Origin of the sequence: Pedobacter psychrodurus (assembly GCF_032678585.1) — a bacterium.
In the GTDB taxonomy this organism is placed as follows: domain Bacteria; phylum Bacteroidota; class Bacteroidia; order Sphingobacteriales; family Sphingobacteriaceae; genus Pedobacter; species Pedobacter psychrodurus_A.
Genome location: NZ_JAVTSN010000002.1, coordinates 183,214 through 205,380, shown reverse-complemented (window position 1 = coordinate 205,380; position 22,167 = coordinate 183,214). Strand labels below are relative to the sequence as shown.

Genomic DNA, 22,167 nt, shown 5'->3' with positions numbered 1-22,167 from the left:
ATCAATTTTTTCAAGGTTCCTGCCAATAATCAAGCTTGGGAAATGTTAAAGTGTTTCGGCCTTCCCATTTTGGGAAAACGTAGCCTTTGGGAAGCGAATATTTGGAAAAGCTATAGGCCTTGGTTTTGTTATTCAGCTTTGGCGCCCTGAATTTCATAATTATATCTTCTTTATCCTTTCCTAGGATCATCACCTTTCCGAAAACATAAGCCTGCCCAGGAATTTCTTTATCCATCTTTATTAAGATCCTATCATAACCGTAGTTTTTAACAGCTCCGCTAGATGTGAATTTTTCACTAAAATTATTAGGCAACACAATTTCTGCCTTGTACCATTGCTCATCATCTTCTGAAATCCATTGTATAGAAAAATGAACTGGCAATTTGTTTTTTATTTTACTACTTGAAGGTGTATAATTTGCGTTTTGTTTCAGCATTACGAGCGTAGTATCCTCTTGATTATAACCAATTGTTGTTCCGTCCTTCGAATAGCCTGTTATCCCAAAGCTGTAATTTTTATCTTCAGCACTACTAAATCCAATAGTATAATTATATTCTTTTTCACCCACTTCCCAAACGTGATAGGGAATGCCGTGCAGTTCCCAATAGGTTAAGTAATCTTCCCATCCTTTTATGTCTTTCTGCCTATAGCTCTTATCAATGTTCGGATCTTCAGTCCCTTTTTTCACCTTAAATTTTGCCACTTCGGTGAGCACAGTACCTGCTTGCATCCAAATACAAACATTACCACCTGGTGCCATTCCCGCAATAATTACAGTGTAATCATTTCTTTTCCCCAAGAGGTCGGTTGTACCCTTTTTGAACAATTCGAGCATTTTCTCTCTGGGCAATTTAAATCCTGCTTTATATAATAAATCATCCGCACCACACACCCACTTTACATAAACACTATCGGGCACTGGTTTTAAATCATCACCCCCTGTAAAGCCACCACTTGTTATGCCCCAGCCTTGATCAGCTCCAGTACCACTTGATGCACCTGCTAGGTCCTCTCCTTTATAAAAATAGCTCACAGATGGTGCGCCAGAAGGATAATGCTTAGGTCCAGAAATTCCAGCATCCCAATCAAACTTTTCTTTGGATTGGCAACTTGCCAACAGCACAAACAAAAACAACAGGCTATTTAGGCTGATAAATTTCTCTTTCATAGGTAATAGTTTCGTTTGCGAAATGATAAGGCACTGGTCGATTTACAAAACCCAAATTTCCTAACAGGTAGTGATCTCCGGTTTTTACACGAATAGTATCGAATCCGCCATAATTGGCTGATAGGTGTAAATATTTATTACAAATGTGTTTCCGCATTTCTGCCGGAATATTATAGCTGCCGTTTTCAATACCTTTCCCTTCCATAACGTTCAACATCAGCGATAAGTAATCATTAAGCACATTATCAGTAATTTCATATTCAAACTTATATGGCGGTTTTGGGGAAGCCTCATCATAATTTTTATAAAAAGGAACCTGGCAATTGAGCGCTTTTTTCAGCATGATATACATTGGTACCAATGCATAATTGTTTGAAATATACCGTTCATCAACCAGCATGTAATGGTCGGATACTTTAGACTGACTGGCTTGATAATAAGGACTGCTGGATATTGTTTTACCTCCATCTGGAAAATCTGCAGGTCCATCTATATTGCGACTTGAATATATAGCACCATAAGGACTTGATGTTGTACTGGTCTCTTTGACGTGGTCATAAGTATTTATAAAACTGATTTGATTTTCATTACAAAAGCCTTGATTGATATAAAATTGCCTTACAGCCTGTTTTTCTTTCCACGTTTTAGTATCATTGGGTTTTAGATCAAAATAATCGAGCACAGTAGTATATTTATCGAGATTGCCATAACCTCCACCAATATCGGAGTGTGCACCAAGCATGCTTATGGTATGGCCAGCATTGGTAGGAGTAAACGCAAAATTTTGCCTCCACTCTGAAGCAGCCTGAATGTGAAAAATATTTTTTATACCTAAACCTCCAACCGCTGTTTTAATATCCTTTAAACTTTCTTGTATAAGTGGCCCCATTAATGTGAGTGGGATCGCTTTGTAGCCTAAATTTTCTTTAACAATACCATCAGAAATTACCGTTTCGAACACGCCTAGAAACCGAATTTCAATGGAAAAAGTTTCACTAACCGATTTGAATCCATTTTGTTGTAATAATCTACCTAAAAGCCCACCTGCATGCGATGATACGATTTGTTTGCCCGTTAGTACAAGCCCTTTATGTTCCGGATCATACTTATCCCTTACCATTTCGTGCGTATAGGATGCTTTTTTCTTTACTTCATTACAAAAATGCCTCGCTGCAGCTGCACCCCTGCTAAAACCAAAAACATCGAAAACAATTTTATTTATTTTTTTTGCCTTAACAACGCCTAATTGATTTTTTACCAGATCTTTTATCCCTTCCTCTACCCGTCCTATAATTCCTCGTGAACCTCTGGCAAGTGCAGAACCGGCTACATCATCCTCCAAGTTACGCTTGGTCCCTATCCCTTCGACGTATTGTTTTAAAATAACATGTTTACCATATTCTTTGTGTAATTCATCTGTATGCTCAGGATTTTTTTCTTCCTTGTATAAATCATACAGTTTAACCACATTCGAGTATGGATTCCAATAACTGTCCCTATCTGATATTTTAACTTTGGTTACTTTGCCATTAATATCCGTAATGGTTTTAACCGCATGTGCAGGGATGGTATTGGCAACATAATTGACATTATTTGAATTGATCTTACTGTAATATTCCGCTTCAGAATTAAATCTGTTGTTACCCGTTCCATCAAAAAACATCCCTACATATACGTTAACAGCATTTTCTGCTTTTGGTGCCGTTTGTGGTGTACCATGGCTTACTCCCTCATTAGCCCCTTTTTGCTGCACTTTTTTCCCAGCAGAGGAAACGATGCTTTCTTCTGAAAACATCTGGTGATTGCCTTTCGAAACTTTAGTATAGCTACCACCAACAATTCTTGATCTACTCATAAATCGATTAGTTAGTTAATACCCAGTTCCACTCTCACCACTATTATTCTGTACTTGTTTTTGAGCATGTTTATTAATATACTCATCTGAGCTAATATTCATAATACCAGCACTTATTTCATTTCGTTCTTTTTTGGTTTCACTGTGTACATCTCCTTCAATCATTTCCATTAGCTGACCAATTACCATAAGGTTCATATTACCCGCTACAGTTGTACTTTTGATTGCGCCAACTGATTCTGTAGCACTCATGCCTACAGTTTCCGATCTATTCATACCGATTGTATTAGCCATATTTTGACCTACACTTGTTGCCATATTCTCGGATACATTAATCTGCATATTCTTACAGTTTAGCGTCATGTTCTCCAGAGCGGTAATCGTAATATTATTGCCCTTTGTGTCAATATGAATAATATTCTGATGGATATCCGTGAGTGTTATACCTTGCGTTCCATCGCTATCATCAAACTCCAGCAAATGTCCGCTTCTGGTAATTATACTTTTTAAATGGTTTTTAACCAAGGGGCTACTGTTTACACTCGAACTGTGGTATACACTGCCCATTACCACTGGCCGGGCAATATTTCCTTCTTCGAAAGCAATCATCACCTGGTCGTCTATCTCGGGGATGGCAAAATATCCACGGTTATTGCCCCTGTCGCCAACACCTGCACTTGGGGTTACCACGCGCAACCACTCGGTTACATCGTTGGTTAAACACTCCCATTTAAATTTCACTTTAATGCGGCCCTGACCCTGTGGGTCATTATTATCAATCACATCGGCCAGCTGCATATCGGGCTGTGGTTTCTCAAAGTTTTTAACCAAGAGGCGCTCCGTAGTCGATATTTTCCCTTCAAATGTATTGTGGTATTTACCATTTTCGTCGATATGGTGTTTGATACCGGTAATGAGGAATTTTCCCAAACTTTCTGATGTAAAGGCCAGTTCTTTACGCAGGCTCATGGTAATTTCGGCAATGCTCCCAATACTCAGACCTGCATTATCGCCTCTTGCAGTAACTTTTAAGAGTTCGCTGGTATTGGCCTTTTCTTCGTTTTCGACCAGGCTTGTAATATCGTTATTGTTATCTACCCTGATTACGGAAGGCTGGTTGAAAGTTTTGCTAAAGGTAAGGTTCGAAGCTTTAATGGCATGTGATAAATCGGGCGTACCGTCTACCTTTCCGCTACTTTCGCTCAATAACATTTCGTTCTGCTTCGGGTTATAAGAGAACCTTTTATTTTTAATCGGCGCAATTTCCATTGCGTATTGCATCTCCTGAACATCCCTTCCATAAAAAAGTGCTATTTCTTTTTGGGTATTGGGTTTCCCGAAGTTTAGCTGTTTGCCATCATAGAAAAACCACTCATGGTATTCTGCCGAAAGCCTGTTCAAAAATGCAAAATCACTTTCTCTATATTGGATAATATAATCTATTGATGAACTTCGAGCAGCATTTGCAACAACTTTTAAATCGTTTGCAGGTGTATCTTTTGTTGCCAGTTTTACAATCTCATTCAAATCTTTGTCTAAATAGGAGCCTAAATCTGGTCCGCGGTCGATTAAAATCGTTGGACTATACCCACTTACGATTAAAACGCCATGATAACCATGGCTTTGTGATAGCTCTACCTTCGAAACCAGTCCTACGAAATTCTGCATACCTTCTGGCGAATGCCCAAAAGATGCGGTTAAGGTTTTACCTACAAAATCGCGGCTGTCGTCTAAACTGATCAGACCAGGTGCTCCCATCTGATCGTGGTTAAAACGCAGTTCGAAATAATGATGTTCGTTAAAAGCTTGTTGAAGACTGAAGGATGCAAAATGGGTAATTTCCTTGTCCTCTATATTGATTTCTGCAATGAGTTTCTTTTCCATATTGATTTATCTTGATCACAACAATACCTCAAACCCAATTCTGGGTGTATAAACACGCGGTGGGATTAATCATAAATCCATTAACGATGTATACCATGTTTAGAAGAATATTGCGCGTGGATGCCGAACCAAACGTGTTACCTGAATAGTAGACGTTTTTTACTGCAATATGTTTGAGATGGTTAGGCATAATTGAGCATTAATTTTGATATAAATTGTGATGAGTATAACACATCACAAAGCAACATTAACTGAGATAGTAGTAGATGTAGGGTGATAAATAACAAGCGATCAAAAGCGCCCCGATATATCGGGGCGCTCTGATAACTATAAGCTTAATGCGGATTAAGCTTTAGGCCAATCGTTTTCGTGTTCTGCATTGCCCAGCTTTAGCTTACGGGCAGAAACTACAAAACTTAAAGTCATCGGTGTATTGTCGTTTACCGCAATACCCTCGTTATACTGAATGATGTAACCATCTTCGAAAGACAGTTCTTTCATTTTTGAATCTTCTTCGCCTTTTTTGAAAACCAATGTTCCTGAAAGCGGTTTGTACTGGTTGTTCACCATCGATTCGATTACTGAAGTATCTTCAGTTGATTCGATTTCGATGTGGATGGTACCACCATAAACACCTGATGATGGACGGCCTTTTGCGTCAACATCTCTATTTAATGAAAAGCTGCACTGTAGTACATCAAATTCTTTTGATCCTAAGTTTAATCGGGTTTTGAATGCCATTGTAGTAAGTTTTAATTTCTTGAAAAATGAATTGCGGTGAGCGGTTGGCGTGGAGCGAAGCGCATGGTACTTAGGTTTTATTTACATTTAACCTTTCTACCCTATACCTTCCTTCCTTCAACCTCTCTTTAGGCTTTTGGCCAATCGTTAAGGTGCTCTGCGTTGCCTAATTTAAGCTTTCGTGCTGAAATCTGGAACTTGAGTGTCATCGGGTGATCGCCCACAATGTTGATCCCTTCGGAATATTTAACAATGTAGCCATCCTCGAAGTTAACTTCTTTCATTTTGGCATCTTCCTCCGTTTTCTTGATCAGAAGGGTTCCTGTAATAGGTTTGTACTGGTTGTTTACCATCGCCTCGATAATTGAGGTGTCTTCGGTTGATTCGATCTCAATGTCGATGGTACCGCCGTAAACTCCGGAAGAAGGTCTTCCTTTAGCATCTACATCGCGGTTTAACGCATAGGCACAGTGAAGCACATCGTACTCCTTGCCCGAAAAATTTAATCTAGCTTTGAAAGCCATAGTTTTAAAATTTAAAGGTTAAAAAATTGATTTTACGTAGCCTCCGCTACTGCATCAACTTAACCAAATATCAGGCCAATTATCTTCTATATGGCTCATATATAATGCATAGCCTTGTTTTAAAAAAAGCGGCAAAATCAAGAAATCGCACTAAATGCTTAGTTAAAGGAGTTATTGCTGTGGAAAAAATGTGGAAAAGTTAAAAGATATTTTTAGTGTTACAAATATTCATACGTTAGAATAAGCTATAAAACTGTAGCGATTTCTCCACAGTGTGTAGCAATTTAGGGCAAAGCTCTTAGTGGAAATACTTGATGTGATCCATTTATAGATTTACTTTGTGGGATCTTCGGATTAACCTTTTGGCTCCTATTGTACCGATGTCATTAAGTTCACAGGAAATAATCAATTAACCACAGCTAGATAGGATGCACACACCTGCCCGGCTGTTCAGGCGGGGCTATAGAAATCCGTGTTTATCTGTGGCTAAAAATACTTCACTAAATGACTTTGACCATTTTACTACCGATAAAAATAAATACCAGTTACGCTTCATCCGATAGCTGTCGGATCGAAATAACGAAATTTAAATCAGCTGTGCGCCAAACTTTTCCATTTTGGCCAGCCACTTCTGACTGTAATGGTTTTCGAGAGAATGTAGTTCGCCAATGGTATTTGTGAGCACAGGGCTCATCCTGCATTTCTCAAAAACAACTTTCTTGATGGATAAATAAGTTGTTTTCTTATTTGCTTTCCATTCTTTAAAGGTTGCTTCGTCTAAAATAGACACAATCCTTGCCGAGCGACCGCTAAAATTATTGTTTACATTTTGCTGTTGAGTGGTAAAAATCTGATCGGGCATAAACAAGCGGTCAAAAAAACCCTTAATCTTTGCCGGAATATGGTCTACATACACCGGACAAAAAAGCACAACATGGCTGCTTTGCCGAATAGCCGTTAAGGCTTTCTGCAAATCGGGTTCTAATTCGGCAATCTGTCTATTGTTAAACAGCTTGTTCGAATTAAATATCAGATCGATAATAGCCAGCTCCCTCACGGTTGCGCCAACACTTTCTGCACCTTCCTTATAGGCGTTAATCAGGAAATTTGTAGATGCGTTTTTTTCAATATCCCCATTCAGGATAAGTACTTGCTTCATTTTTTTTGATTAATCTGATCTGGCCGATGCGTTACAAAATTATAAAGAATTTGTTAAGTGTTATGCATAACCATAAAAAAACCCAACGCTAGGGTTGGGTTTTTATTTCAGCGATCAAAAAATTATTGCTGATTGTACTCTGTATTCCATGTGGTATTCTCATCTTCACCTTTATGTCCGTCTAATTTCACTACGAAACTTTTGGCCGGAAAATAGGGTGTAATATGGATATCTAAATGGATTCTGTCTTTTTGAAGCTCATCTCTTTCGAAACGCATAATCTTAAATCTTTCGATCAAACGGTCAGCCCCCTGGATACCATCCAAAAACTTAACAATCTGACCGCGCAGATCCTGCTCGGTTTTAGAAGTCCAGTTTTCGAATGCCCTTCTGTTTAAGAAATCGAACAGTACTTTAGTAATGTAATCAAATACACGCACAACCGAATAGGTTTGCAAACCGATATTATCACCATTAAACAAAGTTTTAGCTGAGAAAGCCATCACTTTACCATATTCATTTACCATTGGCACTAAACCCACTCTTTCTAAATGAGAGATTTCGCTTTTCTTTAAATCGAATTTTACCCCATCTACCTCGTTTATTGCACCATGTTTTTTACCTGCTGTAACCTGCGACATTAAGGTATAATACATTTTACCTGCAAGTGCTGCCGATCCAGGTACGGTAAGGTCATCTTCTTCGCCAACTTCGGCCACTTTACCACGGCCTACCAACCAGTTACAGGTCATGATTACGTTCGATCTGAATGCATCACCTCCGGTAAAGTTTGCAGCAGTAAATAAATCAAGTACATCATCCGGCTGATCAAGATCGGCGAAATCGGTTACCAGCATGGCTTTGTTGTTGTGCGCTATTTTGCCCCATCTTTCTAATACTTTATTAGAGCCCATGTAACCTGGCACCACCATTAACGAATAATTTTTACGAAGATCTAAACGATCGTAGTTCTGCTTTAATTCATCATCTACATATTCGATAAAACGTGGATTATCCAAATCTTTGATCTGATCCATCGATGCATTTAACAGCACTACATTCTTCAGTTTATCGGATTCGGTATTTTTATAGAATAAATGAACCGAACGATAAGCCTGCTCCAGCTCTCTGGTGCTTTCGAGTGCGGTACCGATATTCTTTTTCAGATTCTCTTCCGCAGCATTCAACTTTTCAGTACTTTTCTCTACCATATCCGCTACCGAAGTAGAAGATTCGAGCACATCAATCCAAAGCTGGATTTTCTTTTTCAGCTCTTCGCGCTCTTTCTTTTTTTCATCACCCGTTAAAAAGATCTGCTTACGTGCCTTTCTTTCAGGGTTTAAATTTTGAAGACCATCAACTGTAGCTTCCAACAAATCGAAACCGCCCACCCTGGCCAGTTTTTCTAAGTTATCCTTCAGTGACGTCTTTTCTATGCTTTTTCCTTCGGCGGGTTTAAAACCTGCTTCGGATGTATTTTGGTCTGCTTTTAATTCTTGAGGATTTGACATGTTTTCTCAGCGTTTAGATTATTTATTTTGCTCCAATTCGTCAACAAAGTTCTTCAAAGCACTGATGAAAGCCGATTTGGTTTCTTCATCATCAAGTGTAGCTTTTAGGGTTTTGTTCGATTTTAACTGTTTGATTACATTAAGCGACATTTCCCTCTCGATGTTAACATTGGTTAAATAGTTACTTTGGTTGATGATGTTTTTTACGCCAAAATCGCCCAGATCGTTAAAGTTTATCGTTTCGCCAACGGTAGAGCCATCCTGCTTTTCGAAAGCTACTTTTACATTTGGTTTATAATGTTCGAATACTTCCTTTACCGTTTTTAATCCTTCTACCTTTTCTGGTTTTATCGGTTCGTTATCGGTAAGTTTCTGTACAAAAAGTGTTTTATTATGGGCAATTTCTGCGAAAGCTTCCGAGGTATCAATTTTTCGCTCGTTACCTCCAATTTCATAGTTAAACATAGTATGTTGATTTAGATTTACGATTAATTTTTCTTAATAATATAATAGTTAACGTTTTAACTCAATTTTTGTTCCAATATTGCGGCTTCAGGCTGAATAATATTCCATTCTAACTGATCTGCATCCGGATGTTTACTCACTTTGATCTTCGATCCTTTTTTTAACTCGCCCGAAATGATGTATTTAGAGATGGGCCGGCGCAACAGATTTCTGATCACCGCCGACAATTGCCTCGCGCCATATTTCGGCGTAAAGCCATCTAAAGCGATCATTTTTTTGGCATCATCTGCGATTTCAAACTCAATACCCATTTTGTTTAAGGATTGGATCAGGCTGCTCAACTGGATTTCGAAAATGCGCACCACATTGCTCTCGTTAATCGGTGCAAAAGGAACGATTTCCGAAATTCTGGCTAAAAACTCCGGACGGAAATGCCCCGCCATTACTTCCATCAATTGGTTCGAAACCGGAATAACACCTTTGCCTATCTGCTCTGCAATCCATTCACTACCGATATTTGACGTGAAAAGAATGAGCGAATTACTAAAATCTCCTTCTTTTCCCAAACGATCGTGCATGTGGCCTTCGTCCAAAATCTGTAAAAAAGTATCAAAAACCGAAGGGTGTGCTTTTTCAATTTCATCAAACAGCAATACAGAATATGGCTGTTGTCTGATTTTGTTCACCAGCAAACCACCTTCTTCGTATCCCACATAACCCGGAGGCGCTCCATAAAGCAAGGCGGCACTATGCTCTTCCTTAAATTCGGACATATCGAAACGGATCATCGCCTTTTCATCATTAAACAAAAACTCAGCGATTGATTTGGCCAGTTCGGTTTTACCCGTTCCGGTTGGGCCCAATAAAAAGAACGACCCAATGGGCTGGCCTTTTTTGTTCAATCCACTGCGAGATTCCAATATGGCATCAGAAACAGCTTTTAAAGCCTGATCCTGTCCTACCACACGTTTCTTGAGGTATTGCTCCATATTAAGCAGTTTCTCCTTCTCGCCCGCCTGCAGTTTACCCATCGGGATCCCTGTTTTATAGGCCACTATAGAAGCAATATCCTGTTTGGTAATACGGTCGCTTTTTTCGGCCGCATATTTTTTTAATTCCTGAAGGCTGCTGTTGATATAACCCTGGTATTCGTCAGCGGTTTCAAAAGCATCAGTTTGGGTTTCGTCGGTTAAGCGACCCAATAAAACAGGACTTAATTTATTCTGAAGCAGGGAAAAAAGCCATTTATAATCGGCAAATTGATCGGCTTCTGATTGTCCCTCGTTTGCCTTTAATACCTCCAAATCACTTTCCAGACTCTCAATTACCTGATCGGAAGTATCGTTCATCATTTTCATAGCTGCCATGGTCCGGTCTAGCAGGTCGAAAGCCGAATCAGGAAGGCGCCTGTCTTTCATGTAACGTTTGGCCAAACGTACACATTCGCCCAATGCATCGGGCTCGATAGTTAAAGTATGGTGTTCCTCGTATTTTACAGCCAGTTTCTGCAACATCTTGATGGTGCTTTCTTCATTTGGCTCATTTACCTGAAGCACTTCAAACCGGCGGCTAAAAGCCTGTTCCGGTTCAATAATCTTGCGGTATTCATCAATGGTTGTTGCACCGATTACTGTAATTTCGCCGCGGGCAAGCTCTGGCTTTAATAAATTGCCGATGCCTGCACCCAAAGGACCTTTACTATCCAATAACGTATGGATCTCATCAATAAATAGCACAGCTTTTTCAAACTGTTTTATTTCTTTAATGATGTTTTTTAAGCGGTCTTCTATTTCTCCCTTATAAGAAGCACCTGCGATTAATGATCCTAAATCCAGTTCGAAAAGCTGAACAGGCTTTAAACTTTCAGGTACATTCTGGTTAACAATATCGATAGCGAAACCATCAACCAGTGCTGTTTTACCTACTCCGGCATCACCTGTTAATATTACATTGGGTTTGGTTCGGCGGCAAAGGATTTCCATCATCATCCGCGTTTCCTTATCGCGGCCAATAATTGGGTCTGTTTTGCCATCACGCACCATCTGCAAACGGTCTACACAATATTTATGCAGTGCATTGCCGGTACTTTTATTTTCAGTACCCGATGCGGTTTTATCAGGCGAAACCACCCTCGATATTTCTTCGTCCTTTACATAGAGATCTAAAATCTCACGTTCTTTGATCGGAAAAGATTTTAACTGATCGGGCTGAAAACCGATGCCTGGTTTTGCCAGGGCGGTTAACACACAAACCGGTGTAATTAAATCGAGACCCAATTTAATGCGCACATTATCTGCTTCTTCAAAAATCACCGCAATTTCGGCTGCACCGCTAACGGTATCGCTAAGGCTAGCCGATTTTGCCTGCTCATCAATCCGAACTTCTGCCCACTCGCTAATGTATTCTTCATCCTTCCCAATAGAGGTGATAAATGAACGTAAACCAACATCCTTATGCATCAAACCCTTAAGCAAATGAGCAGCAGAAAACACTTCGTTTCTGTACTCTTTAGCTAAAGACTGTGCTATGTGTAATGCTGTTTTTACCGATTCGCTTAAATTTGTAACTGCCATATCCCTTAGTTGGTTGTAGGCAATACTGCCGGGTTAAAATTATTTTCGGTGATGTAGTAATATATTTTGCCGTTCGAAATAAACTGTTGTTCAATCTGCGTAGCACGTTTAATTTGCTGTACGGATTGATTTAATAATTTAATATAAGTTTCAAACTGATCTAACGGCATTTTAGACGTGCTCTTTAAGTCGCTTACCTTGTACTTACCCAAAAACTCATTGTTTAAAGGTAAACCAGTAACCAGCTTAATGTAATTGGCCAAAGTCATCGCTTTAATATCACCTGATGATACTTTCATACCCAGCAACTGTTTAGGCATTCTTACATAGTTTTTAACCAGCTTGCTCCTGAAAGAAGACTGATCGGCCTGAAGGTTTTGTCCCAACATAATCGAAAAAACATCCACAATCTGTTTGTATTCCATGTTGTTTAATACAATGGCGTATTGCAAAGTAGAGCGGTTATTTTTTACCACATCAGCTGAAACATTTGCCGTGCTATAGTATTTAAAAGCATTATGCGGCATACGGTCGGCCACCTCTGCACCAACAGGCTCAGGCAATAAACCTTCTACATCAGCAGATAAATTTTTGCGTGATATGCCCGTTAAACGGAACGCACTATCCAAAGAACTGATCTGGTTATAGATATCGGCATTGGTTTCTTTTACAAAACGGCGCAACGCAATGGTCATGCTCTGGTTAGAGTTTACAGTTCCTTTTGTAGGGAATACCACCCCGCCCTGTATCAAACTGTTTTTTGGATAATCTAAATAGTAAGAAATCGAATCCTGCAAACTGGTATTGTACGGTTGAAAGCTTTTCAAACCTTCACCCTTAACCATGGTATTTTTTCTATATTCTGCCGAACGAATGGCCGATTCGGAAACGAGTTTACGCGATTGGATTACAAAATCATTAAACGATTGGTTAAAATCGCTATATACCTGTAAAGCCAAAATCCGCGCATCGGCAAGGGCAACCTGCTCGCTCAATTCGTTAATGAGGTAATTATTGGTACCACCTATGTTTCCGGTGCTACCCACCAGAACAATTAAATTGGTTTCGTTCTTTTTTGCTTTAAATAAATTGATACCCGCTTTTAGTGCAGTAAAAACCGGTTCTTCTGAGATCTCGCCATTACACCTAAGGGTATTTTTAGCCTGGTTAGATAAGAAGGTCATTAACTGTCTGTAGTCATTTTGAATCGGGCTCACAAAAATCCCCTGTAATGCACATCCGGTTTCGCCACGGTATACCACGCCACCATAGTTTACTTTTGTTCCTTTGCCAAAATCGCCCATTATACTTTCAAATGAAGCAATGGTATTGGTCATTCCAGAAAGATATTTCGTCATCGGACTTCCGCCATCCACCACAAAAACAACATTTACCTTTGTTTTATTCTTGCGCAGTTTTAGGTAATCCTGATAAGAAAGTGATGAACCGTTAATGGTTAATATTTTATTGTCTTTTTTGTTATAAACATCGGTTGCAATACCCACGGCATAAGCACCGGCATCATCCGAAACAACTGGTACGCTTCTCAAAATCAGGTTTTCACTTGGCAATAAAGGATCTACAACGAAAGCGGTTCCTTTATCAATTCCATTTTTGATGGCTGTCGACGTAGAATCATCAGCATCGTAGTTACCCGGTTTAACTGAGGTGATATACAAACGGTCTCCCCAGCTGTGTACTGCTTCTGCCGAAACCCATCCATAAATACTTTTTAAAGCCGTATCGGCCACCAACTGATCATCAGAACCGATCAGGTATTTTTTACCATCTTCCGATTTTTTATAGATATAGGCAATTTCGTGCAACCGCACTTTGGTACGCCTGTCTTTAAGTTCGGGTGTGTTGTAAACCAGGATAGAATCGGTGGTATCGAAATAGAACTTTGGTTCTGTAAGTGCATTTTTTCCATTTACAATGCCAATTGCTTTTTCTGCATAACCCGTTTTTTGGTTAGAGAATGCACGTTGCCATAAAAGCAGTTTAGATTTTGCAATCCAACCGTAACTGATGGCACTTTTTTTATCGTTTATTTTTCTGCCCCTGATCATTCCCGCCTTATACTTAATCAACTTCAGGTACCCGTTTTCTTCTTTCGAAACATAAAAAGGCTCCATAAAGCTGATTTTTTTCATGATCAAACTCCCACCTGGGGCAGTAGTGGTATAGTTGTCTTCCCGATCGGAAAAAACAATCCATGGCAAACTACTGCTGCTGGTATTATCGTTAACATTTATGGTTTCGGCAGGCCTTTCGTAAGATTTAGGCATGTATTTCACTTTTTTGCCAAAGGATGCCGGTGACTGTGCATGGGCAAACGATATTCCTAAAAACAGGATGGTTAAGGCATAATATCTTTTCATATTCTTTGTAGATGAGCTTTAAAATTAGGTTAAGAGGTTAATCTATTTCGTTTTCGCCGGAGCATCGGTTGTTGCTGTTGCTGCAGGCTGGGCCGTTCCGGAATGTTGTTTAATATTTAATAAACTGGCACAGGTAGAATTTGGCTTAATGGTTAACTGCGCTTCATCTACCGCTATTTCACCACCAAAGGTTAGGCCCATACAGTACGAATAAATATCGGTCTGTTTTTTCTTACCGTTCATTTCCACATTTACAGTTACTTTTTCGTTATTACACATGTACTTGTTAATGAGGTAATAATAATTGGAATTGAAATCGGCACCATTGGCAATAGCCTGTAAACGCGCTCTGATATCATCAATCGTTTTGCGTTCTCCATCTCCTGGTGCAACCAGATCTTCTACAATTTCGGCATTTGGATCGGTAATTAAAATGGTTAAGAAAGCAGGTTTACGGGCTTTATCCGACCGGAGACGGACCACATATTTTCCAGGGGCGCGATAAGTGTATAAAGCGGTTTTTCCTTTAACATCTACACGGCCGGTTTCGCCGAACGACCACTCGAAATCCTTTCCTTCGCCATCGCCCTCCAACCTGATTTCTTCGTTAACCAAACCTGCGGTTGGCCCGCTGATGGTGAGCACGCTATCCACAACTGCGGCCTTTACGGTATCGCGTACAGTGATCGGAAATTCCTGGCGGAGTTCGCCATCAACCGTAAGGCGTACAATGTAAGTATCGGGTTTGGTGTAATGATAAGATCCGGTTTTAGTAGTGGCTTTTTCCCCATTACCAAATTCCCATAACCATTTTGAGGCTTTTGGCGTATTATCGGTAAAAACTAAATCTTCGTTTAAATAAATTTCATCCTTAAGGATTCTCGCATCAATTGCCCGTTTTTCGAACAATGAACTCTTAAATAAGAAAATCAGACCCGTTAGTAGCAGTACAGCCAGGAGGATGTAAAGAATAACATAGCCTTGCGAATTTGAATTAACTTGCTTGGTGTTTGTGTCAGACATAGGTAGCGTTTTTTATATGGTGTTTGAGAATGTTTATCTTGCTGATATGGTTTGTTGTAATTGGCGCCTGTTGGTAATACAGTCGTCGAGTTGTTTTTGATAAAGTTCGATATCCGAAATATTCTTATTCTGCTCTTGTCTATCATAAAACAACCTGTCGTATAACAGTTCGTTTTGGATAAAAATTTTATAGCGCGAATCGGATGCTTTCCGGTCGAATGCTGATTTAATAGAACCTAATGAACGTTGAATATCGTCTCTTAAAAACACAGCCCGTACATTTGGATTGTAACGGGTAATCCATTTAAAGGTGGTATCCACAATAGGCATGGTTTCTTTCACTGTATTTTCAAACACTTCATTTTCATTAATTTTCACTTCAAGCTCTGCTTTAGAAATTTCGTACTGCGATTTGCCACTATAAAAAATGCCAAAGCTTAAAAGCCCAACCGTAAAAACAAACAGCGCTAAAAAGAACAAAAATTGTTCGCGCCTTTCTTTTATGCTTAATTTTATCATCGTATTGCTAATTATCGCCCGAACCTGCCGTTTCTAATTTTTTTTGCTGCAGCCTGGTTTGCCAGAATACACTCATCAACTCTTTCTTTGGCCCGTTGTATCACCGACCTCGAATCGATCAGCGAATCTTGCAGATTGGCCATAGCGCCTACATTATTGTTCAGTTTTTCGTACAAGGTAAAACTTGGCGTAACTGCTGTTTTTTTGGAGATCAGCTCTTTTATCCTGTTGTTGGCGCTTTGAATATCACTCAGCAAAATGGCCTGTTTGCTCATTTCGTCTGCATTATAATTGGTATACTGGGAAAGTTCTTTAAAGCGGACCAGAATAAGGTCGAAGTTTGTATTGATGTCTTTTCTGAGGTAAGATAGTTTTTCGGTTTCCTTTACTTTTTTATCGAGTAGGGTGTATTCGTAATCGGAAGCCGCATAAAAGAGGTAAATACACAGAATAGAGAAAAGCGTTAGGAATACAAAGTTTAAGATAAACTTCGTGTAAGCACTCCTAATTTCGATGGCGTTAATGGGTTTCATAGAGGGATTAATGGGTCACATAGCAATAGTCTAGTAATTAATCTGACATCAACTTCACTTAAAATCTCACAATCATTTCAAATTAACACAGTACCATAACAATTTTTAATATTTGTTGTTTGGTTATAAAAACGATTTTATTTCTTTTACTTTTAACAAACTTTAAGCCAAATCATCTATGTCTGAAAATTTTTACAACAAACCCTTCAGATTTAAGTCTGTTTTCTCAGGTACTGGCCTTCAGCCAACTGACCTTGGTAAATCGATTTCGAACCACATAGAATTGGTTATTTTTACCCGCTTTGGAGAACATAGGTACCACAACGATTTTGGCTGTGAGATATGGGACCTCGATTTTGAATTAATCGTGAGTGAAAGCATCTGGGAGGAAAAATTCCGCAAATCGCTGCTCAAATCGATCACCGATTACGAGTTCAGGATCTATAATACTTCGGTAGAAGTGCGCATTACCGAGGTAGAAAATGTATATCCATTGCGTAAGATAACTGAGATCAAAAAAAAGGTGGATATTAGCGTTAGGGCACTGATAAAAACCACAGGAGAAAAATATTTTTTCAATACTGCATTATTCCTTAGCCCACTATCCACCTAAACGAAAACGCCCCAAATTTTCTACACATGAAGCCAGTTTTTTATTCATCAAAAGATGAAATCCGCAATAGAATTTTAAAAAATGCCGAAGATTTTTGGAATGTTAAAGACAGTAATGATTTCGACCCGCTCGTAAAGCTGATTATTGAGGCCTTAAGCAACGAATTGTTCAACGTAGCCAATGATGTTAAAAACCTGGAAAATAGGATCTTCGATAAGATTAGCCGCATTTTAGCGCCCGATCATTTAACTTCCTCATTACCTGCCCATGCCATTATCCATGCCAGGCCTATTGAAGATGAAGATTACCTCTCGCCATATACCCAGTTTGCCTTTAAGAAAAATATCCAGCAGGAAAACGATAAGACCAAAAAAACCGATATTTTCTTTAGCCCTTTGCATACGGTAAAGGTTAACAATGCTTCGATAAAATATATTGCCACCGGAAATACACTTTTTAATGTAGAAAACTCAAGCAAACAGCTTGGACTGAACACGCTGCCGGGCTTTTCTATCGAAAAGAACACCCTGTATATTGGTTTTAGCGGGATCAAAAACTGGATGGACTTTAATAAGCTGAACTTATTTTTCGATTGGAAAAATTATTCAGTGCCCGAAAATACTTACGATCTTTTATCATTGGGGAAATGGTTCTACAAAGACAACGAAATCACCCCCTATACCGAACGGTTTATGGATGAGCCCTTAACCGGCAAAGTTGAAGCCCCCTTTCACCACAAACAACTGCTTAATCTGATTAAAGCCGATGTTTTACAGTTTTACAGCAACCGCTTTATTACACTGGGCGATCTGAATGATTTTAATATTGATGAAAGCAAGGAACTGCCAGCCGTTTTCGAAAACATTTTTCAGCCAGCCGGATTAAACCGCATCGACGAAACGGTAAAATGGCTGAAGGTTGTTTTCCCTGCAGCCATCAACCAGGAAATGCTGAACGAACTGCACATTTATATTAATGCGTTCCCGGTGGTGAATAAAAGGTTAAGCCAGATTAAACACCGGCTTAAAACCATGAATAATATTATTCCGATTAAAACAGAATCGGCAGATCAAATGCTTGCTGTAGAAAACCTGAAAGACAATAAGGGCAAAAGTTATAATGAAATTCCATACACCAACGAAAACGAAAAGGGCGACGGCTCATTTTCGATCAGATATGGGGGTACTGAACGTTTTGATACCCGAAATGCGAAAGAACTGGTTGATTATCTTTTTGAACTGTTGAGGGATGAGAAGGCCGCCTTTTCTGCCTACGGACCAGACTTTTTAAGCACCATTCTTAAAAACTTGGAACAGAATATTGCCCTTATTGAACAAAAAAGCCGCTCGGCATTAAAAGATATTAAAGAGTTACCCAGCTATATCGTATTAAAACCGATTGACGATGCCGATATTTTATTTTTAGATATATGGGTTACACAAGCCGAAGAAGCCAACCACATCAATGCAGGTAGCCGTTTGGTGGTATACGATAACAATAAGGTGAATGCGGAAAGTATTTTTTTATTGAGCCAAACAAAAGGTGGCCGCTCTAGGTTAAATGCCACCAATAGGGTACAGGCCTATAAATATGGCTTAACCACGGCTGATCGGATTATTACCAAGGCAGATGTCATTAATTTTTGCCGTTACGAATTGGGCAATAAATTGAAAGGCATCACTTTGGCCAAGGGCCTTATACTGGATAATAAACCCAACGCAGGGTTTATTAAAACCACAGATATCATCATCGAACCTGCAGATCACATTAACCTCAACGCTCAGGATTGGGATGAACTGTTAAGCCTTACCCTAGCGAAATTAAATTTACGGAGCACTATGAATATACATTACCGCATGCTGTTAAAGCCTTCGGTTTATAAAATGGTATAAGAATAACCGCTAATAAAAGAATTTTTAAATATAAAGTGTATAACCCAAATAAGCACTTTCGCCATCTGCACTGAGTAATGTTTCCTGAAAATCGACTGCGGTAAGGAGCTCAACATTTACCTCTGCATCTACAGGCATAAGGTAACCGATGGCCATATCCAAAATGCCCCTGTTCTTTTGCCCTGGAATAAAATTAACCAGCTCTTGCGGGGAGGTTGGGCCTATATTAATGTTGAACGATTCATTTTCTGGCATAAAAGTATCACCTATAATGGTATCGATACCCAATGCACTCGATCCCAACTGCATCTGCAGCTCAGCGGCAATTTTGATGGGTGCTACAGTGGCTGTAGCATTTACCAGGGCAATAGGCAGGTTAAACAAGGCCGTAAGCACTTTAGATACAAAATCGATATCGTTTCTTTTCTGTTGGATTTCTGGCAGCAGGTGCATCCAAATAATGCTCTGTTCCTTGTTTAACAGGTTAAACTCATCCCATCCAAATTCAAATATCTGGCTTAAATCAGCGTAGGTTGTTTTTTTATCGAGTTTGTTTTCGTACAGCTCGGTCATGATCCTTACGTGATTAATTTCGGCATCAAAGGGCGTAAAAAATAACCTGGCCTGTTTTTCTTCCTCCCGGCGATCCCTGATATCCTTAATCATCGACTCTTCATCCATGCCTGCACTACCTGTAGGCGGCCTGTGGAAAAGGCCTTCCGGCAGCATATCATACAAGCCCTCTCTATTGGTATTGATCCGGATACGGTCGTGCCTTCTTTTTTCAGAATAATATATACTGGCATTTTCGATATCTTTTGCAAAAGCACGCTTATCAGGCCCCATAGGGATGATTTCGATCCGGTCGGCCGCTATGATATCGCGTTCTATAAGATCTGCAGCTTGTGCTACAGCCTTATAATCTGTAAAGAGTTCGTTATTAATCAAAGTTTCTTTTTTCATTTAAACTTTAAGCTTGCATTTTTGTTATAGATTAAATTTATATTATCGAAAAAATAAAGGATCATAATCAAATACTAAAGATACTATATTTGCAGTACATCATCTAAAAAAATTAATGGACGTTAAATCATTTTTTATTCGCTTTCTCTTATTCCCGCTGATCTTCTTAATCTCAACGGCAGTACTTTCTATCATCAACAAAAAGAACCAGTTCCTTAACAACAAACGACTTATCGTAAGTGTTCTGCTGATCGGCATTATTTTAGCTATTCCAGGTTTTCTGGGCTTTCTAAATTTTAATTTTATGCCCTGGGGTTATATTATCTGCTGTATTTATTACCTTTTAATGGGTACGCTATTCGTTTATCTGTTAACGAAATACTACCCTAAAGATGTATTGGAACGTAAGGTATTTATCTTTTTTGCCACCTTGATTTCGGCCCTTTTATCCGTTTATTTATTTCAACTCGCCTTTAACTGGTTAAGTTCGGTAAATTTCGGATGGTTTGGCGCGGGCAGTATCATCTGCTTTTTTGTACCCCTTATTTTTTGGTGGGCCTATGTTTCGTTATTGGGCATACCATCCGAAATTTACAAGATCTGGAAATACCCAGATACGCCTTTGGATATCAATATGGACCATGTAGATTTTAACAGGCTTCTGGTACTCGAGCTGGAACTGTATAAAAAAAGCACCGATCCTGAACCTTTAAAAGTTAAGGTAAAAGCGGTAGAAAACATGAATTTCGGCATCTGGTTCCATAAATTTATTGATGATTACAATCTGAAGTTTGCCAAAAGCCCGGTGGAGTTTAAAGGCGATGACATGGAGAATTACAAATGGATATTCTTTATTAAAACATCCTTTTTTAAACGCAATATTTTTATAGACCCCGATCTGGACATCATCGAAAACGGCATTACCGAAAAAATGACGATTTATGCTAAACGGGTATCGGAAAATGCAAATAAGCCTAACGAAGTTGGAGAAAGTGCTATCTTTATCTAATCTATAATAAAAAATCTACCATGATAAAGCCGCTAAAATATAAATCCATCAACTGGATTAATGGCATGAAGCTTTCTAGTGATCATTTTACAGTAAGCGACCTCTATTTACAGGATTTTGTGCGTGATGCCGTATCCCTGCAGCTAAACAGCAGTAATTACGGTTTTTTACCCCCTTTTGCAGGATATAAAAGCTCGCACGATATCGAAATTATCGAAAAAGCCACCAATCATATCGAGGTGAGGGTAAGGTACTGTAATGCCATTACACCCGAAGGCTGCCATATTGATATTACACAATCTGACAATATGGATACATTGGTCCATAACCATTACTTTGGCCAGTCAGAACCCCGTAATTATGTAATCTTGCTGGTGGTTAGCCCGTTTAACCGCGTACCAACAGGCACGCCTAATCCCGAAGAAAGCCCGATCCGTTATCCCGAACTGGCAAAAAGTTACTCGATTGCCGTTCTGCCAGAGACTGAAGTAAGTTCACAGACCGCAGACAGTTATTTCCTGACCATTGGACAGGTTTATTACGAAAACGGAAGATTATCCATCAATAACAATTATATCCCGCCCAGCTCCACAATTACGAGCCATCCTGCATTAATCAGGTACTACGAATCTTTCAGCGTTTTACTGAACGATTTACAATTGGCTGCTTTCAGGATCATTGATAAAACCGGTGGCCGCGATAACATTACACCACTAGGCAAGAATATCCGTTTAATCTCGGAGAAAATTGTGGATTATATTGCCGGATTATTTTACGAATACCGAAATATTGCACACCGCGAATCGCCAGTGGTTTTGGCGGGTTATTTCTCCAGCTTAGCGCACATCTTTTTCACCGCCATCAAACTGATCGATCCCCGCGAAAGGGAAGAACTGCTTAAATATTTTTACGAGTGGAAGGATGTTACCCCCGGAAACTTCGAAGAACTTTTAGCTAAAACCATCGAACTGGTATACGATCACAAACAGATTAACAACAGCATGCTCATGGCCAGCGAGTTTATGAATGTACTGGTTGCACTATGGAATAAATTGAGCGGACTGGAATACATCGGTCAGCGCAAAGAAAACATTGTGGTTGCCGAACAACAGGTGGTACAACAGGTACAGGCCAGAAAAACCTGGACATTGCTCGATTAAAATATTTCCCGGATAAATTAAAAACTAAACCACAGTGCGCTGAAGGTACATAGGTTTAATTACGAATGCCCTTCGTCGTTGAAAGCCACAGATTGACAGATTGTATTTAATCTGTCAATCTGTGGCAATAAGATAAAAATTCGTAGAAACTGAAAATCTTGTACTTAATGTGCGTATTTTCAACTCATGAATGA

At 39.3% G+C, this 22,167-nt stretch carries 18 protein-coding genes; 4 read left to right on the top strand and 14 right to left on the bottom strand.

Features of this window, described 5'->3' with window-relative positions; translation table 11 throughout:
• Nucleotides 1-10: 10 nt before the first annotated feature.
• The 13 genes from R2S57_RS02225 to R2S57_RS02165 form a co-directional block, all read right to left on the bottom strand.
• The gene (locus R2S57_RS02225; protein ID WP_316843479.1) at nucleotides 11-1,168 is read right to left on the bottom strand and encodes a DUF2931 family protein; all 1,158 of its coding nucleotides are present in this window, start codon (nucleotides 1,166-1,168) and stop codon (nucleotides 11-13) included.
• Nucleotides 1,140-3,023 (bottom strand): phospholipase effector Tle1 domain-containing protein, encoded by a 1,884-nt coding sequence (locus R2S57_RS02220; protein WP_316843478.1) that lies wholly within the window; start codon nucleotides 3,021-3,023, stop codon nucleotides 1,140-1,142. The genes R2S57_RS02225 and R2S57_RS02220 overlap by 29 nt, the downstream gene beginning before the upstream one ends.
• Before the next feature lie 15 nt (nucleotides 3,024-3,038).
• Entirely contained in the window at nucleotides 3,039-4,907 is a 1,869-nt protein-coding gene (locus tag R2S57_RS02215; RefSeq protein ID WP_316843477.1) for a type VI secretion system Vgr family protein, read from the bottom strand.
• Between the two features lie 345 nt (nucleotides 4,908-5,252).
• The gene (gene tssD, locus R2S57_RS02210; RefSeq protein WP_025145659.1) at nucleotides 5,253-5,648 is read right to left on the bottom strand and encodes a type VI secretion system tube protein TssD; all 396 of its coding nucleotides are present in this window, start codon (nucleotides 5,646-5,648) and stop codon (nucleotides 5,253-5,255) included.
• 128 nt (nucleotides 5,649-5,776) lie between these two features.
• Nucleotides 5,777-6,172 (bottom strand): type VI secretion system tube protein TssD, encoded by a 396-nt coding sequence (gene tssD, locus R2S57_RS02205; RefSeq protein ID WP_025141859.1) that lies wholly within the window; start codon nucleotides 6,170-6,172, stop codon nucleotides 5,777-5,779.
• A gap of 586 nt (nucleotides 6,173-6,758) precedes the next feature.
• Entirely contained in the window at nucleotides 6,759-7,331 is a 573-nt protein-coding gene (locus tag R2S57_RS02200; RefSeq protein WP_316843476.1) for an NAD(P)H-dependent oxidoreductase, read from the bottom strand.
• Nucleotides 7,332-7,453: 122 nt separating this feature from the next.
• Nucleotides 7,454-8,842 (bottom strand): DUF5458 family protein, encoded by a 1,389-nt coding sequence (locus R2S57_RS02195; protein WP_316843475.1) that lies wholly within the window; start codon nucleotides 8,840-8,842, stop codon nucleotides 7,454-7,456.
• A gap of 18 nt (nucleotides 8,843-8,860) precedes the next feature.
• Complete coding sequence (locus tag R2S57_RS02190; protein ID WP_316843474.1) at nucleotides 8,861-9,307, bottom strand: hypothetical protein; 447 nt, start codon at nucleotides 9,305-9,307, stop codon at nucleotides 8,861-8,863.
• A 56-nt stretch (nucleotides 9,308-9,363) separates the two neighbouring features.
• The gene (locus R2S57_RS02185; protein ID WP_316843473.1) at nucleotides 9,364-11,880 is read right to left on the bottom strand and encodes an ATP-dependent Clp protease ATP-binding subunit; all 2,517 of its coding nucleotides are present in this window, start codon (nucleotides 11,878-11,880) and stop codon (nucleotides 9,364-9,366) included.
• Between the two features lie 5 nt (nucleotides 11,881-11,885).
• Nucleotides 11,886-14,261, bottom strand: a complete 2,376-nt coding sequence (tssR, locus tag R2S57_RS02180; protein ID WP_316843472.1) for a type VI secretion system protein TssR domain-containing protein — start codon at nucleotides 14,259-14,261, stop codon at nucleotides 11,886-11,888.
• Between the two features lie 42 nt (nucleotides 14,262-14,303).
• A complete protein-coding gene (locus tag R2S57_RS02175; protein ID WP_316843471.1) occupies nucleotides 14,304-15,284 on the bottom strand; it encodes a PKD domain-containing protein in 981 nt (326 codons plus the stop codon).
• A 33-nt stretch (nucleotides 15,285-15,317) separates the two neighbouring features.
• Nucleotides 15,318-15,803, bottom strand: coding sequence for a type VI secretion system TssO (tssO, locus tag R2S57_RS02170; protein ID WP_316843470.1), 486 nt, complete (start codon nucleotides 15,801-15,803; stop codon nucleotides 15,318-15,320).
• 11 nt (nucleotides 15,804-15,814) lie between these two features.
• Nucleotides 15,815-16,336: a hypothetical protein gene (locus R2S57_RS02165; RefSeq protein WP_316843469.1), complete on the bottom strand. Its 522-nt coding sequence runs from the start codon at nucleotides 16,334-16,336 to the stop codon at nucleotides 15,815-15,817.
• Nucleotides 16,337-16,514: 178 nt separating this feature from the next.
• Here R2S57_RS02165 and R2S57_RS02160 point away from each other — a divergent pair, with 178 nt between their 5' ends.
• Nucleotides 16,515-16,949 (top strand): GPW/gp25 family protein, encoded by a 435-nt coding sequence (locus R2S57_RS02160; RefSeq protein ID WP_316843468.1) that lies wholly within the window; start codon nucleotides 16,515-16,517, stop codon nucleotides 16,947-16,949.
• Between the two features lie 26 nt (nucleotides 16,950-16,975).
• Nucleotides 16,976-18,841, top strand: a complete 1,866-nt coding sequence (locus R2S57_RS02155; protein WP_316843467.1) for a hypothetical protein — start codon at nucleotides 16,976-16,978, stop codon at nucleotides 18,839-18,841.
• 24 nt (nucleotides 18,842-18,865) lie between these two features.
• On the opposite strand, the gene R2S57_RS02150 is transcribed toward R2S57_RS02155, so the two are convergent.
• The gene (locus R2S57_RS02150; RefSeq protein ID WP_316843466.1) at nucleotides 18,866-19,804 is read right to left on the bottom strand and encodes a type VI secretion system baseplate subunit TssG; all 939 of its coding nucleotides are present in this window, start codon (nucleotides 19,802-19,804) and stop codon (nucleotides 18,866-18,868) included.
• 115 nt (nucleotides 19,805-19,919) lie between these two features.
• On the opposite strand from R2S57_RS02150, the gene R2S57_RS02145 reads away from it, so the two are divergent.
• Nucleotides 19,920-20,813: a TssN family type VI secretion system protein gene (locus R2S57_RS02145; protein ID WP_316843465.1), complete on the top strand. Its 894-nt coding sequence runs from the start codon at nucleotides 19,920-19,922 to the stop codon at nucleotides 20,811-20,813.
• A gap of 20 nt (nucleotides 20,814-20,833) precedes the next feature.
• Entirely contained in the window at nucleotides 20,834-21,973 is a 1,140-nt protein-coding gene (locus R2S57_RS02140; protein ID WP_316843464.1) for a hypothetical protein, read from the top strand.
• Nucleotides 21,974-22,167 lie beyond the last annotated feature (194 nt).

What these genes read in the sequence shown, in the direction of transcription:
- R2S57_RS02225 (WP_316843479.1), bottom strand. Translation starts at nt 1,168, where the DNA reads ATGAAAGAGAAATTTATCAGCCTAAATAGCCTGTTGTTTTTGTTTGTG.
- R2S57_RS02220 (WP_316843478.1), bottom strand. Translation starts at nt 3,023, where the DNA reads ATGAGTAGATCAAGAATTGTTGGTGGTAGCTATACTAAAGTTTCGAAA.
- R2S57_RS02215 (WP_316843477.1), bottom strand. Translation starts at nt 4,907, where the DNA reads ATGGAAAAGAAACTCATTGCAGAAATCAATATAGAGGACAAGGAAATT.
- tssD (WP_025145659.1), bottom strand. Translation starts at nt 5,648, where the DNA reads ATGGCATTCAAAACCCGATTAAACTTAGGATCAAAAGAATTTGATGTA.
- tssD (WP_025141859.1), bottom strand. Translation starts at nt 6,172, where the DNA reads ATGGCTTTCAAAGCTAGATTAAATTTTTCGGGCAAGGAGTACGATGTG.
- R2S57_RS02200 (WP_316843476.1), bottom strand. Translation starts at nt 7,331, where the DNA reads ATGAAGCAAGTACTTATCCTGAATGGGGATATTGAAAAAAACGCATCT.
- R2S57_RS02195 (WP_316843475.1), bottom strand. Translation starts at nt 8,842, where the DNA reads ATGTCAAATCCTCAAGAATTAAAAGCAGACCAAAATACATCCGAAGCA.
- R2S57_RS02190 (WP_316843474.1), bottom strand. Translation starts at nt 9,307, where the DNA reads ATGTTTAACTATGAAATTGGAGGTAACGAGCGAAAAATTGATACCTCG.
- R2S57_RS02185 (WP_316843473.1), bottom strand. Translation starts at nt 11,880, where the DNA reads ATGGCAGTTACAAATTTAAGCGAATCGGTAAAAACAGCATTACACATA.
- tssR (WP_316843472.1), bottom strand. Translation starts at nt 14,261, where the DNA reads ATGAAAAGATATTATGCCTTAACCATCCTGTTTTTAGGAATATCGTTT.
- R2S57_RS02175 (WP_316843471.1), bottom strand. Translation starts at nt 15,284, where the DNA reads ATGTCTGACACAAACACCAAGCAAGTTAATTCAAATTCGCAAGGCTAT.
- tssO (WP_316843470.1), bottom strand. Translation starts at nt 15,803, where the DNA reads ATGATAAAATTAAGCATAAAAGAAAGGCGCGAACAATTTTTGTTCTTT.
- R2S57_RS02165 (WP_316843469.1), bottom strand. Translation starts at nt 16,336, where the DNA reads ATGAAACCCATTAACGCCATCGAAATTAGGAGTGCTTACACGAAGTTT.
- R2S57_RS02160 (WP_316843468.1), top strand. Translation starts at nt 16,515, where the DNA reads ATGTCTGAAAATTTTTACAACAAACCCTTCAGATTTAAGTCTGTTTTC.
- R2S57_RS02155 (WP_316843467.1), top strand. Translation starts at nt 16,976, where the DNA reads ATGAAGCCAGTTTTTTATTCATCAAAAGATGAAATCCGCAATAGAATT.
- R2S57_RS02150 (WP_316843466.1), bottom strand. Translation starts at nt 19,804, where the DNA reads ATGAAAAAAGAAACTTTGATTAATAACGAACTCTTTACAGATTATAAG.
- R2S57_RS02145 (WP_316843465.1), top strand. Translation starts at nt 19,920, where the DNA reads ATGGACGTTAAATCATTTTTTATTCGCTTTCTCTTATTCCCGCTGATC.
- R2S57_RS02140 (WP_316843464.1), top strand. Translation starts at nt 20,834, where the DNA reads ATGATAAAGCCGCTAAAATATAAATCCATCAACTGGATTAATGGCATG.